Source organism: Lentibacter sp., assembly GCF_029254145.1.
Lineage (GTDB): Bacteria > Pseudomonadota > Alphaproteobacteria > Rhodobacterales > Rhodobacteraceae > Lentibacter.
The window spans coordinates 1-14,024 of sequence record NZ_JAQWYD010000002.1 but is presented as its reverse complement, the minus strand read 5'-3'; the positions used below and the strand labels follow the sequence as shown (position 1 = coordinate 14,024).

The following is a 14,024-nucleotide window of genomic DNA, read 5'->3' as shown; positions in this document are numbered from 1 at the left end:
AGCCAGAGCCAGAGCCAGAGCCAGAGCCAGAGCCAGAGCCAGAGCCAGAGCCAGAGCCAGAGCCAGAGCCAGAGCCAATCACTTCCGTTGATAAAGCCGCATCCAATGTGCAAAAGCCGGGGTTGATTGGTCGTCTTTTGGGGCGAAAAGAGACGTCAAAAACAGTAATACGGCGGGTACTTGATGACGAGATGCTTGAGCAGCTTGAAGAGTTGCTCATTGCATCAGATATGGGAGTTGATACAGCTCTGCGTGTGACCGCCAACATGGCTGAGGGCCGGTTGGGGACAAAGCTATCGACACATGAAATAAAGCAAGTGCTTGCCGAAGAGATTTCACGGATCATGTCTGAAGTGGCAAAACCGATGCCGCTCTATGAAAAGAAGCCCCAGGTCGTTCTCGTGGTTGGGGTTAACGGATCTGGAAAGACGACGACAATTGGTAAGCTGGCGAGCCAATTTAAGGCGGCGGGAAAGAACGTAGTTATCGCAGCTGGAGATACTTTTCGCGCAGCGGCTGTTGAACAGCTTCAAGTTTGGGGAGATCGTGCGGGTGTCCCTGTTTTGACGGCGCCTGAAGGGTCGGACCCTGCTTCGCTTGCTTTTGACGCGATGACAAAGGCTGAAGCAGACGGGGCCGATCTTCTTATGATCGATACCGCAGGACGTTTGCAGAACCGTTCCGATCTGATGGAAGAGTTGGCCAAAATCGTTCGTGTCATTCGCAAGAAAGACCCTAGTGCGCCACACAACACGCTGTTGGTGCTCGATGCTACCACGGGCCAGAATGCTCTCTCACAAGTCAAAACCTTCCAAGAACTCGCGAATGTCACAGGGCTTGTGATGACAAAACTTGATGGAACGGCCAAAGGCGGGGTTTTGGTTGCACTCGCGGACAAATTTGGCCTTCCAATTCATGCGATTGGTGTAGGCGAACAGCTTGATGATTTAGCACCATTTGATCCAGAAGACTTTGCAGCGGCCCTGACGGGCCTGACTGCCGAGTAGAAATTTGAGCAATTGGCTAATTTCAATTGAAGGCACAGATGCGGGGCATAGTCTTGCGCTCGTGCTTGCATTGTTGGCAGCTTTTCTACACGCGGTTTTTGGTGCGCTGCAAAAGGGTCGCCACGATCCATGGCTCACTCGTGGCGCGATTGATTTCTGCTACGCGACTATTGCGGCTCCGTTTGCTTTTTTTGTGGTGCCTTGGCCCGAGCTGCATATGTGGTCCATTTTTGCGGCCGCTTTTGTAATCCATCTGGCGTATAAGTTTATGCAGAGCTGGGCCTACACCAAAGGCGCATACACGGTTGTTTATCCTGTCGTGCGCGGTACAGGGCCACTTTTCACTGTCATTGGCGCTTATTTCCTTTTTGGTGAGCGCTTCAATTTGACACAATGGGCGGGTGTAGCGACTCTTCTAGTCGGGATATACGGCCTCGCGGTTTACAACTTGCGTCACGTCACTGCCGAACGCGACACGCTAAATTTGGCCCTTCTGCTCGCCGTGATCACAGGGATTTTTGTTGCACTCTACACCACATGGGACGCTTATGGCATTCGGGCTACTGCCAACCCATTTACCTTTCTGGCATGGTTTTTCTTCATCGATGGGCTCTTCTTTCCCTGGTTAGCCTACTTTCGTTACCGATCTATGCGGCATCCGCCTGAGCTTGGTCCACTCATGCAGCGTGGACTTATTGGGGCTTTCGTCGCTATTGCGAGTTTCGGCTCAGTCATGATGGCCACTCGTTTGGATAACGTTGGGGAAGCCGCGATCTTACGGGAAACATCAACAGTATTTGCTGCACTTATCGGTTGGCTGGCTTTGAAAGAAACAGTTGGCCCTCGCCGGATTGCGCTTATGGCATTGATTGCCTTGGGTGCTGTGATAGTTGAAATGGGAGGATAGGAGTGCTTATGGCAGAGAAAAGAGAAATCAACCCGTTTATAAAAACAGCGCTTGAGCTAGGGCCTGTGATTGCTTTCTTCATCGCCTACCTCATGTTCAAGGACGATACCTTCACAGTCGCAGGACGCGAGTATTCTGGGTTTATCTTTGTCACAGCAGGTTTTGTGCCTCTCATCATACTCACGACAGGCATCGGGTGGAAGCTCACCGGTCATATTTCCAAGATGCAAATTATGACGTTGGTGCTCGTTATTGTATTTGGTGGGCTCACCGTTTGGCTAAATGATCCCAAGTTTCTCAAGATTAAACCTACGATATTCTTTAGTCTTATGGGGGGCATTCTTGGTGTTGGGCTATGGCGAGGCCAATCTTACCTACGCTACGTTATGGAGGGTATGATGCCTCTTCAAGACAAAGGGTGGATGATCTTGACGCGCCGCTTGATGTGGTTCCTCTTCGCTACAGCTCTCGCTAATGAGCTAATCTGGCGGTTCATGTCCGAAACGACATGGGTTTATTTTAAAACATTTGGTGACACCGGTGCGATGTTCGTTTTCTTCATGAGCCAGACGAAGCTGTTTACTGAATATGCCGTTGAAGAGGATACTCAAACTTGACCGTTGCAACGCGAAGACATAAATAATGCTCTCAGTGGCGATTTGTTACCAGATTGCGGGCCACTTAAAATATTCTGCTAAAAGGTCGAGAAGAGGGGGCTCCTTCGGTTTGGCCGATGGGGCTTTTTTTAATGGGGCATGATCCGATGACGAACAATCACAAAAGCCGAACAGCACTTGTCCATGGTGGAACGCGCCGCTCGCAATATGGCGAGGTGAGCGAAGCGCTTTTTCTGACGCAGGGCTTTGTCTACGAAACAGCTGAAGCCGCCGAGGCGCGCTTTGTCAAAGCGGGTGACGACGAGTTCATCTATGCGCGCTATGGAAACCCAACAGTACGTATGTTCGAAGATCGCATTTCGGGCTATCTCGGCTATGAAGATGGTTTTGCTTGCGCTTCAGGCATGGCTGCCGTCAACGGAGCTTTGATGGCGCTCTTGAAGGCTGGCGATCATGTCGTCGCTTCACGCGCGCTTTTTGGATCTTGTCTGTATGTGCTTGAGGATATTCTTGCACGCTTCGGTGTCAAGATTACTTTGGTTGATGGCACGGATAATGCTGCGTGGGACGTGGCCATACGTGATGAAACACGCCTTGTATTCTTGGAAAGCATTTCAAATCCGACCCTTGAAGTGATTGACTTACGCCATGTTTGTCAAACTGCTCATGCGAAGGGCGCTCTTGTGCTGGTAGATGATGCTATGGCAACACCAGTTTTTTCTTACGCTAAGGAGTGCGGGGCAGATATTGCCATCATTTCAACGACCAAACATGTTGATGGGCAAGGTCGCATGCTGGGGGGGATCATCTGTGGGAGCAAAGCGCTCATTCGCGGACCAATTGAAACCTATGTGAAGCACACTGGCGGTGCGATGAATCCGTTTACGGCTTGGTCACATCTCAAGTCACTCGAAACGTTGGAGTTGCGCGTGAGAGCACAAGCTTCGGCGGCATTTAAAGTAGCTGAGGCGCTGAGCGGGCATCCTAAGTTGGCCTCGGTGAGGTATCCGACACATTCCTCTCATCCACAATCGTCGCTTGCGCTTTCACAGGCTGAATCTGGGGGTACTGTTTTAACGTTTGAAGTTGTTGGTGGTAGGACACCATGTTTTGCTATGATGAATGCGCTCAAGGTGGCGACGATCTCTAATAACTTTGCTGACTCAAAGTCTATAGCGACCCATCCAGCGACAACAACGCATCAGCGGCTTCCACAAAGCCAGAAGGACTTGCTTGGTATATCAGATGGGTTGGTGCGCTTCTCTGTTGGGCTCGAGGAAGTGGATGATATTATTGCGGATCTTCTGGGTGCTCTGGACGTCTGCTGATGTCGAGCGGTTTTGGTGAAGGGAATGAACTCTATTATTTCGCAAATATTTGGCGAGACTTTCCAACTTAGGTCTATGACGCTTGCGAACTGTTTTTGGTCTGACTTGGCAATGCCCTCGTATTGACCTTAAGTTAGGTTGCAACCAGACCCTAAGGGGGATTAGGCCATGAACAAACAGGTAGGACATATGATAGCCGCACCAGATCGTGCCGAAGCGAAAGCTGCTCTTGCACGCTTGCGGGCTTGGGCTCAATGCGCAACACCAGAGGAAGTTGCTGATCTCGATCCGGTAATTTCTAGATTGCTACCCACAGGTGAGGTGCAGAATTATCCAGCACTTGCAAGAGCCTACCCCGACGAGTTTGAGGTGAGCGAAGCTTATAAAGCGACGCTTCCTGATCTTCAAAATGGTCCCTCCAGCTTGATTAAAGGCGCACCAAGAGTCATCCAACACGTCGGGATTTCTAATTTCCGTTTGCCTCTTAAATTTCACACCCGAGACAATGGCGATCTGACATTGGAAACTTCGGTGACTGGAACGGTGAGCCTAGAGGCCGGAAAAAAGGGAATCAACATGTCGCGCATTATGCGCAGTTTCTACAAACACTCTGCCTCAACCTTCTCATTTGATATCATTGAAGCGGCTCTTGATGATTATAAAACCGATTTAGAAAGCTTTGATGCCCGCATTCAGATGCGCTTTTCCTTCCCAATGAAAGTGGCGAGTTTGCGCTCTGGACTTGAAGGCTATCAGTATTATGATTTTGCGCTTGAACTTATCGAAGTTGAAGGTGTGCGACGCAAAATTATGCACCTAGACTATGTTTACTCCTCTACGTGTCCATGCTCCTTGGAGCTATCGGAGCATGCGCGCCAAACGCGTGGACAGCTTGCAACACCGCACTCCCAACGCTCTGTGGCACGTATCTCAGCAGAAGCAGCGCAAGGCGATTGCCTTTGGTTTGAAGATCTTATCGAGATGTGCCGCGCAGCTATACCAACTGAGACACAAGTCATGGTAAAGCGGGAAGATGAGCAAGCGTTTGCAGAGCTTAATGCCGCGAATCCGATTTTTGTGGAAGACGCAGCACGTCTTTTTGCTCTAAGACTAGAGCAAGATGAACGTGTTGGTGATTTCCGCGTTATTGCGAGCCACCAAGAAAGCCTTCACAGCCATGATGCGGTCAGTGTTTTGACTGAGGGGGAGCTGTTTGAGAGCGAAAGCCTTGATCCGAAACTGTTTTCTACTTTATTCCACGTTGGATGAGCTATGCGTCTAGCGTGCTTTGGCTATGCAAGATCAACAGTGGTAAGGTGAGTGATACTGACCTATTTTGATCAGTGAGGGAGGAAACCACACGACCACAATGAGGTTTCCAAATGGCACTAACATCTACCAATATGATTTCTGGCCTTGGCCTGTTCCAAAGATTTTCCAGTATTAGCGACGGGTTTGTTCGTTGGATGGAAAAACTAGATGCTCAACGCGTTGAGCCCTATCGGTTGCGCATTGCAGCTCTTCACGCTTTGAGCGATGAAGAGCTCGAAGAGCTTAAGTTGCGCCGAGAAAATATCGAGCTGCATGTGTTGAACAGTTTGTTTTACTGTTAAGCGGTCTTACTCCGCTAGAATGTGGCGACGGCTCTTGTTACGAGAGCCGTCGCCTTTCTATGGATGTATATTATTCGGCTGTGTCAGTGCTTGCATGTGCTTGACAGGCGCATGACTTACCGCCAAGCCTTCGCGTCATGTTTGATCTGCGCCCAGTGGGATATGTGATTGGAATGCTTGTCGCCGCATTGGGGCTGACAATGCTTGCTCCAATGCTAGTCGACCTCATCGAGGGGCGGGGTCATTGGCCTGCGTTTGCTGAAAGTGCTGTGATTACTATTTTGGTGGGAGGGTTGGTCTCTATATCCTGTCAAAATGGGGTCAAAGATCGTCTGAGCATTCAGCAAACGTTTTTGCTTACAACGGGAGTTTGGGTCGCACTGCCAGTTTTTGGCGCACTACCCTTTATCATTGGCGGGTCAGAGCTCTCATTTATCAATGCTATGTTTGAAGCAATGTCGGGCCTAACTACGACTGGCGCGACTGTGATGACGGGCCTCGACGATATGCCTCGCGGCATTTTGTTATGGCGTGGTATTTTGCAGTGGCTGGGAGGCATCGGAATAATTGTTGTGGCGATGGTATTTCTCCCAGAACTACGTGTTGGCGGTATGCAGATTTTTCGCGCAGAGTCTTTTGATACCTTTGGTAAAATTCTACCGCGGGCAACGCAGATAGCCTCTCAAATATCGGCAATTTATGTGTCGGTTACCGTAGCCTGTATCGTGACGTATCTGTTGCTAGGGATGAGTCCCTTCGATGCGATTGTCCATGCGTTTACAACAGTTTCGACTGGCGGCATGGCAAACTATGACGCCAGTTTCGGGGCCTTTTCTGGACCAATTGAATATGCTGCTTCCGTCTTCATGATCCTTTCGGCGTTGCCATTTGTTCGCTACGTTCAAATGCTAAATGGGAACTACAACGCGCCACTGATGGATGTGCAGGTGCGTGGCTTTCTTTATACTGTTGTGGTGCTTGTCATTATGACGAGTTTTTTGCTTACTAAAATATTCCCCCACCATTGGGAGCAAGCCTTTCGAGAGGCGCTTTTCAATATTACGTCGATTATCTCGGGCACTGGCTATGCCAGTGTAGATTACATGACTTGGGGTCCGTTTCTTATTACCGTCTTCTTTTTTATAGGCTTGATTGGGGGCTGCGCTGGGTCTACGGCGTGCTCGATAAAGATATTTAGATACCAAATCCTATTTGCTTCAGTCGCCTCTCAGATCAAGAAAATCAGGGCCCCACACGGTGTGTTTACGCCTAAATATAGCGGACGCACCATTGGCGAAGATGTACTCAACTCTGTTATGAGTTTCTTTGTGTTTTTCATTCTCACTTTGGGACTAGTAGCTGTTGCTCTGTCTTTCACCGGACTCGATTTTGTCACTTCGGTTTCTGGAGCTGCTGCAAGTGTTGCAAACATTGGCCCTGGCCTTGGCGACATTATCGGACCAGCGGGGAACTATTCGAGTCTCAACGATGCTGCAAAAGTCATTTTGACATTTGCTATGCTGATTGGCCGCTTGGAGCTCTTGGTTGTTTACGCTCTTCTTATTCCAGCGTTTTGGCGAGGCTGAAACTGGACCGTTGATCTATCTACCTTTGTCGATTTCTGCCTTTTGCGACTATTCCCAACAGCTTATCAAAACGGTTAGTGCTTGAGCCTCTTCCGTCAGATCCTCAGGAGCAATTTTCTCCGTCCGTATGCTGTTGCTAATCTTCAAGCCTGCCGTCTGAACCACGCGTTGTATGGTTGCAGCACCCACTGCAAAACTTACAAGCTCTGGTAGCTTACGACCGTCCTCTGCGGATGGCAGTAGCATGCCAAGGATTGCGCCGGTTTCATCAAAGACTGGCCCGCCAGCGTCTCCTGAGAGGGCGTTGAGCTCTAGTCGTCTAATGTCGGGCTCTCCATTTAGGCCTTTCACATCGCCTAATAGGCCGAATGTAAGTGTTGGAGCCCCCAGCATACCTTCATAGCTAAACCCGGACACTGCGACTTCTGTTCGAAGATTGGCGTCGCTTTCGGCAAGAAGCGCAACTGCTGTCGGGCTTAGAGTCTCGATGGATTTAAGGATGGCTATACCAGCCGCAGCATCATTGGCGACCACTTTGCCTTCAAATGCGTTCTCAATTGTTATGCGTGAGCAGGCCGTGACCGCTTCGCTTGTCGTCAAAATATGACCTTGTTGATCCAGGAAAAAACCTGATCGTGACAACTTTGGCTTGCGAATCTCTAGGCCAGCAACAAGGTCGATACTCTGGTCATCTGTTCCCTCTGATGCATCCATCGCGCCATCAAGGCGTGTGAAACTATCCAGCATTTCGCCCAATAGACGGCTGCGCCGCTCTTCATCTCCCGCCGGCCAAACGAGTGTAAAGCCCTTGATCTCTTTGTTTTCGAGCCAAACCTGGGTGTGAGAAATGAACGTAGCGCCTTCACCAACGAGGATGAAAGAGTTGTCCTTGCGCTCGCGCGGACCATTTTCCGGAACAATTTCAAGTGTCTGTAATATATCGTAGAGGCCGTAGAGAGTATCCTTGTCGCCTTGCTGGCTAATTAGAAGCACTCGTCCATTGATATCGCCAATGCTGTCATAATGTGCAAAAGGGGCGCTGTATTTTGAAAGTTTCACTACCTTCGTTGGTATCTTAATAGCGATACCCGCGGTAATGTCTTCTATGACACTTACGCCCAGTTCGCTTAAGATTGCATTATATTGAGCGAAGAGTTCATTGCGTTGAGCCGTGGTCAAGACACCGGTGGTTTGGTGGTTGTTCGCACTTTGCCATGCGGCCATTGAGCTGCGAGTGCCACGCCCAAATGCCCCGTCTATTGAGCCATCATAGAGGCCCGCCCATTGCAGTGCGAGTTGAAGCTTTTCCCGATCTAAACGGCCTAGCTTTGCCTCAGTGGCGCGAGCCTCGGCGAGTGATTCATCTGGTGTGATCTCGTCGATTTCAGGTTCGGTTGCCACATCTGCTAGCTCGCTGTCTTGTGCTGGATCGCTGGTTTCTGTTGCGATCACCTGAGAAACAGCTTCGTCTGGAATTGTCTCCAAGAAGTTTGCTCCAACTGGCCAAAACTGCTGCCGAAAGCTCGCTGTATAAGCGATGTAGCTATCGCGAGGGATTTGCCCTTCGCTACGATATACCCGAAGAACCTCTCTTGCATCATTCGGTGTGTACGGGCCAAGTGCAATTGCGTACCAGCCGCCACCTAAGGCAAACCCATTTACATCGGGTAGTGTGCTGCTGAAGTCGCGTACGCGCTCTTGCGCCTTGCTTAAGCTTGGCTGCGCTTCTATCTGAACCCAAACGGCCTCTTGGTCTTGTGCAATAGCTTCATTGATCCAAAAATGTACCGCTACAAAAACTGAAACTAACAGCCTTACCATGTGATGAGATTTCCTCGCCTGTTTTGAACTCGCAAATGCGACTTGCAATGTTTTATCAAATTCTTAGCGCAGTGCACCCAAATAACGCGTTAACGGCTGTTTTTCTTTGTTTTTGGTGCTTGTGAGCAGATGAGTTCGTGGCGGCTAATTGACCTGAGCATGCGGGCGGCATAGGTAGAGCCAAATAATTTGCAAAACGCTGAGAAAAGGCGAACCCATGGCTAAAACTTCTGACAAACCGCGGAGTTTCCAAGAAATCATCTTGCGACTTCAGGCGTATTGGGCTGAACGAGGATGTGCGATTTTGCAGCCCTATGACATGGAGGTTGGTGCAGGTACTTTTCATCCGGCAACGACGTTAAGGTCTCTCGGTTCAAAACCATGGGCCGCCGCTTATGTGCAGCCTTCTCGCCGCCCTACGGATGGTCGCTATGGGGAGAACCCAAATCGACTTCAGCATTACTATCAGTTCCAAGTGCTCATTAAGCCAAGCCCACCAAACCTACAGGCGCTTTATCTTGGCTCGCTTGAAGCAATCGGGATAGATGTTGAGATGCATGATATCCGGTTTGTAGAGGATGACTGGGAAAGCCCCACGCTCGGCGCATGGGGGCTTGGTTGGGAAGTTTGGTGCGACGGGATGGAGGTCTCTCAGTTCACCTATTTCCAACAGGTTGGTGGTCATGACTGTCATCCGGTCTCAGGCGAATTGACGTATGGTTTGGAGCGGTTGGCCATGTACGTCTTGGGTGTAGAGCATGTCATGAATATGCCATATAATTCACCTGATGCTCCCATAGCGCTGAGCTATGGTGACGTTTTTCTGCAGACAGAACAAGAGTATAGCCGTTGGAACTTTGATGTTGCTGACACGGATCTTTTGTTGCGTCACTTTGAAGAGGCGGAGATCGAGTGCCAACGCATTTTGGATCAAGAGGTGGATGATCCTAAGACAGGGAAGCGTATTTTGATGGCGCATCCAGCTTATGATCAATGCATTAAGGCTTCCCATGTGTTCAACCTATTAGATGCTCGCGGCGTTATCTCCGTAACCGAACGCCAAGCCTATATTGGCCGTGTTCGGGCCCTTGCAAAGCTTTGTGCTGATGCTTTCGTGCAGACCGAAGCTGGAGGGTTTGTTGCGTGATGCGGCTGGATTTTCTCCCAAGCTTTCAATTCGAAGGTACCTTTTGGGCGTTTATGCAGAGAATGGTGTTGACGCAAATTAATTTGAACATATGGGACTGGCGCTGATGGCTTCTCGAATTTTGGTGATTGGAATTGTGATGCTGGCACTACTTTCAGGCGCAGCGATCTACTATCTGCAGGTCTATGCCTACTATGAGAGCATTGTACCTGAAGGTGAGACGGATGTCATGCTTACGTCACTGGTGAGCGGTACACCTGAGCCAATCCTCTACGATGCCTTTGAGGCAATCACAGCGACAAGCTCTCCGATCCGCTATCGTGCGTGCTTCACCACACCTCAAAGTGTAGCGCTGTTGAGTGAGACCTATGAGTATTATGAAAACGCAGAACCGCTGCTCGCCCCGAGTTGGTTTAATTGCTTTGATGCAAAGGCCGTCGGCGTGGCCCTCGAAAATGAAGAAGCCGTGGCTTTCCTCGGAGAACAGAACATCGAGTATGGCATAGACCGCGTTGTGGCTATTTTGCCGGATGGAAGAGGTTTTGTTTGGCATCAAATAAATGAATGTGGCGCTGAAGTTTTTGATGGCAAACCCGTGCCTGAAGGCTGCCCCGAGAAACCGTGATATAAGAAAGAGCAGTCCATGCCTAATCTGCTGATAGAACTTTTTTCCGAAGAAATACCTGCTCGTATGCAAGCAGGGGCTGCGGAGAATCTTAAAACTCTTGTTACAAATGGTTTGGTCGAAGCTGGCCTGACTTACTCCGGCGCAAAAGCTTTTAGCACGCCACGCCGTTTGGCTCTCGCGGTAGAGGGCGTTTCTGCTGAGAGCCCAACCGTGCGCGAAGAGCGAAAAGGGCCAAAAGTTGGAGCACCAGAGAAAGCGATTGAGGGATTTCTGCGCGGAGCGGGAATCTCACGAGGCGATCTTGAGGAGCGAGAGACACCTAAAGGTGCGATTTACTTTGCAACGATCGAGAAAGAGGGAAGAGCTGCTGAAGCTATTATCGCCGAAACACTTGAGGCGACGATCCGTAACTTTCCCTGGCCAAAGTCGATGCGCTGGGGAGACGGTAGCTTGCGTTGGGTGCGTCCGCTTCACTCGATCATCTGTCTTTTTGAAGATGAAGCGGGAAGCCGCGTAATTGATTTTGAAATCGATGGAATAAAGTCAGGAGCGACAACCGAAGGCCATCGCTTCATGGCTCCCAAGAGATTTTCAGTGACATCTTTTGATGATTATGAGGCGCAGTTAAAGCGTGCTTTTGTAGTGCTGAACGCGAAAGAACGCGCAGACGACATTTTGCAGGACGCAACCAATCAGGCATTTGCCAATGGTCTAGAGCTTGTTGAAGACAACGGATTATTGATGGAGGTGGCTGGTCTCGTCGAGTGGCCTGTCGTCTTGATGGGTAGTATTGATGAGACTTTTCTAGATTTGCCACCCGAGGTTCTGCAGACTTCGATGAAAGAACACCAAAAGTTTTTCTCGGTGAGGAATCCAAAAACAAATCGTATCGAACGTTTTGTGACGGTCGCCAATAAACGAACTTCCGACAATGGGGCAACGATCCTTGCTGGCAATCAAAAGGTGTTGGCCGCTAGATTGAGTGATGCGAAGTTTTTTTGGGAGAACGACCTGCGCGTCGCCAAAGATGGTATCGAAACGTGGACTGCTCAGCTGTCCAATGTAACGTTTCACAACAAGCTTGGATCTCAAGCCGAACGAATTGAGCGCATTTCCGCATTGGCGCGTGATCTAGCCCCATTTGTTGGCGCTGATGAAGATAATGCAGAGAAATCAGCAAAGCTGGCCAAAGCGGATCTGAGTTCAGAAATGGTTTATGAATTTCCCGAATTGCAGGGCCTTATGGGGCGCTATTATGCAAAGGCCGCAGGATTATCTGATGAAATTTCTGCCGTTGCTGAAGAGCATTATGCGCCTCTTGGGCCGTCAGACAACGTTCCGAGTGCACCTCTATCTGTGATTGTTGCTTTGGCGGACAAGATCGATACTTTGACTGGCTTTTGGGCGGTTTCTGAAAAGCCAACTGGCTCAAAAGATCCGTTTGCTCTTCGACGTGCAGCACTTGGGGTGATCCGATTGGTGCGTGAAAATTACCTTTCGCTTAGATTAGAGCGCTTCGTTTCATTACAGCTGGTACGCCACAAAATTGGTATTTTAGGCAGCTCAAATTCTGATGACACGGATCTTTTGCGTCAAGTCCTCGTGGAAATGGGTACACATGGTGCCTTTGACGCGGCATATCGCGTGATTGAGGGAAAAGGAGATGGCAGTGTCGACTTCAAGCAGTTGGGGCAAGACTTACCTGATACGTTGTGTGATTTGATGAGTTTCTTTCACGATCGCCTTAAGGTGCATCTGAAAGATGAAGGTATACGGCATGACGTTATCGATGCCTGTTTGGCTAACCCTCAAAATGATGATCTGCGGTTGATTGCCGAGCGAGCGACAGCTTTGGAGCGTGTCCTGAATACCGAAGAAGGGGCGAACCTTGTTCAAGGGTTTAAACGCGCGAATAACATTTTGAAGCAAGCTGAACTCAAGGATGGCGTTGAGTATAGCTATGGTGCTGATTTCAAGTATGCCGAGACTGACGAAGAAAAGGTTCTGTTTACTGCCCTGGATCAGGCGGCAGAGGCCATTGCGGCGTCTCTCGCTCTTGGGGATCATGCGGGCGCAATGGCTGCTATGTCAGAGCTACGTCATCCAGTTGATGCATTCTTTGAGGCGGTACAGATAAATGTCGAAAACGAAGTGCTGAGGCGTAACAGGCTCAATCTCTTGAGCCGCATTAGAAGTGTATGTGGACAAGTCGCAGATTTGGCCCAACTTGAAGGCTAAGCTTGCGCTGCTTTGAGAACTAGAGTTAATGTGCCGCAGTGCAGAAAGATAACGCAAATATTACGCTGATCACTGCTTCAGCGCCGATAGCCTCTAAAACGCACGGCGGAAGAGCAAAGTGTCTGCAGCGTCTCGTCAGGCTAGATTTGCCTGTTCCGAGAACTGTTGCCTTGTCGTTCCAGTCTGTTCATGCAATTGCAGCAGGCCGATTACCAGAAATGGCAACATTGCTTGCACCTTTTGGTGAGAGCCCGCTTTTGTGTGTGAGGCCGTCTTCTGAAGATCCTGATTGGGGTGGGCCTGGCGCAATCCTCAATATTGGTATGAATGACGCCCTATATGTCGAGTTTTGTGATGTTTTGGGGCCGGAGGCCGCTGCGCAAATCTATCTCCGCTTCGTTCAAGCCTATGCGATACATGTTGCTAGGCTAGATCCTGACTTGTTTGAGGGGATTGAGGCTGATGGCCAAGAAGGCTTGTCTGCCGCCCTAAAGGCCTACGAAGATGAGGCTGAGGAGCCGTTTCCGCAGGAGCCTTCTGTGCAACTTGCCGCCGTCTTGCGTTCTATGGCGCGGGCATGGGAAGGGACCACAGCGCGATTATTGCGCCAAGCAAAAGGTGCTCCTGCTGATGCAGGGTTGGGTCTTGTCGTTCAGCAGATGGTTTTTGGCATTGGGGCTGGTGAAAGCGGGTCTGGTGTTATCCAGCTCGTAGATTCCGCTACAGGGCAAGCTCAGATAACTGGGCGCTACCTGTCACAAAGCCAAGGGCGTGATGCTCTACAAAAGGGGGCTGCAGCGCTGTTCCTGGAAGTGGATGAACGCGGACCCTCCTTGGAGGAACTTGCTCCTGAGGCATTTTCCGCACTTAAGGCTTATACTGCATTGATGCGTGAAAAACTGCGTGAAGAAATGCAGGCTGAGTTTGCTGTTGAGAACGGTAAAGTACATCTGCTTGATGGCGTACGCATTTCTCGATCGGCGCGTGCAGCCGTCCGTATCGCAGTAGACTTGGCAAATGACAGGATCATTCCTCGCGAAGAAGCATTGTTGCGCGTCGAACCACGCGCTTTGAACGAGCTGCTACACAGACAGATTGACCCTCATGCAAAACGGGACCGTATCGCAACAGG

At 49.9% G+C, this 14,024-nt stretch carries 11 protein-coding genes, 1 pseudogene and 1 riboswitch; of the genes and pseudogenes, 11 read left to right on the top strand and 1 reads right to left on the bottom strand.

Translation table 11 applies throughout. The features are described 5' to 3' along the window. The 7 genes from ftsY to P8O11_RS00115 all read left to right on the top strand — a co-directional run. A partial coding sequence (gene ftsY / locus P8O11_RS00145; RefSeq protein ID WP_300290384.1) for a signal recognition particle-docking protein FtsY occupies positions 1–1,007 on the top strand: 1,007 nt, incomplete at its 5' end. 4 nt (positions 1,008–1,011) lie between these two features. Beyond that, complete coding sequence (locus tag P8O11_RS00140; protein ID WP_300290382.1) at positions 1,012–1,914, top strand: DMT family transporter; 903 nt, start codon at positions 1,012–1,014, stop codon at positions 1,912–1,914. 8 nt (positions 1,915–1,922) lie between these two features. Continuing rightward, positions 1,923–2,531 carry an inner membrane-spanning protein YciB gene (locus P8O11_RS00135; RefSeq protein WP_300290379.1) on the top strand — a complete coding sequence of 203 codons (609 nt, stop codon included), beginning with the start codon at positions 1,923–1,925 and terminating at the stop codon, positions 2,529–2,531. Between the two features lie 24 nt (positions 2,532–2,555). Continuing rightward, a riboswitch (SAM riboswitch) is annotated at positions 2,556–2,632 on the top strand. 45 nt (positions 2,633–2,677) lie between these two features. Continuing rightward, positions 2,678–3,859, top strand: a complete 1,182-nt coding sequence (locus P8O11_RS00130; RefSeq protein ID WP_300290377.1) for an aminotransferase class V-fold PLP-dependent enzyme — start codon at positions 2,678–2,680, stop codon at positions 3,857–3,859. 168 nt (positions 3,860–4,027) lie between these two features. Then, positions 4,028–5,128, top strand: a complete 1,101-nt coding sequence (folE2, locus tag P8O11_RS00125) for a GTP cyclohydrolase FolE2 (RefSeq protein WP_300290375.1) — start codon at positions 4,028–4,030, stop codon at positions 5,126–5,128. Positions 5,129–5,241: 113 nt separating this feature from the next. Next, positions 5,242–5,472 (top strand): hypothetical protein, encoded by a 231-nt coding sequence (locus P8O11_RS00120; protein WP_300290373.1) that lies wholly within the window; start codon positions 5,242–5,244, stop codon positions 5,470–5,472. A gap of 137 nt (positions 5,473–5,609) precedes the next feature. Then, positions 5,610–7,058 carry a TrkH family potassium uptake protein gene (locus tag P8O11_RS00115; RefSeq protein WP_300290371.1) on the top strand — a complete coding sequence of 483 codons (1,449 nt, stop codon included), beginning with the start codon at positions 5,610–5,612 and terminating at the stop codon, positions 7,056–7,058. A 48-nt stretch (positions 7,059–7,106) separates the two neighbouring features. Here the strand turns inward: P8O11_RS00115 and P8O11_RS00110 are convergent, their stop codons facing one another. Then, positions 7,107–8,879 carry a serine protease gene (locus P8O11_RS00110; RefSeq protein WP_300290369.1) on the bottom strand — a complete coding sequence of 591 codons (1,773 nt, stop codon included), beginning with the start codon at positions 8,877–8,879 and terminating at the stop codon, positions 7,107–7,109. A 217-nt stretch (positions 8,880–9,096) separates the two neighbouring features. Between P8O11_RS00110 and P8O11_RS00105 the strand changes: the two genes are divergently transcribed. The 4 genes and pseudogenes from P8O11_RS00105 to P8O11_RS00090 all read left to right on the top strand — a co-directional run. Beyond that, positions 9,097–10,026, top strand: coding sequence for a glycine--tRNA ligase subunit alpha (locus P8O11_RS00105; RefSeq protein WP_300290367.1), 930 nt, complete (start codon positions 9,097–9,099; stop codon positions 10,024–10,026). Between the two features lie 106 nt (positions 10,027–10,132). Then, positions 10,133–10,651 carry a DUF6446 family protein gene (locus P8O11_RS00100; RefSeq protein WP_089888954.1) on the top strand — a complete coding sequence of 173 codons (519 nt, stop codon included), beginning with the start codon at positions 10,133–10,135 and terminating at the stop codon, positions 10,649–10,651. An 18-nt stretch (positions 10,652–10,669) separates the two neighbouring features. Further along, positions 10,670–12,892: a glycine--tRNA ligase subunit beta gene (glyS, locus tag P8O11_RS00095; protein WP_300290364.1), complete on the top strand. Its 2,223-nt coding sequence runs from the start codon at positions 10,670–10,672 to the stop codon at positions 12,890–12,892. A 38-nt stretch (positions 12,893–12,930) separates the two neighbouring features. Then, positions 12,931–14,024 (top strand): annotated as a pseudogene (locus tag P8O11_RS00090) (pyruvate, phosphate dikinase); the annotation flags it as partial.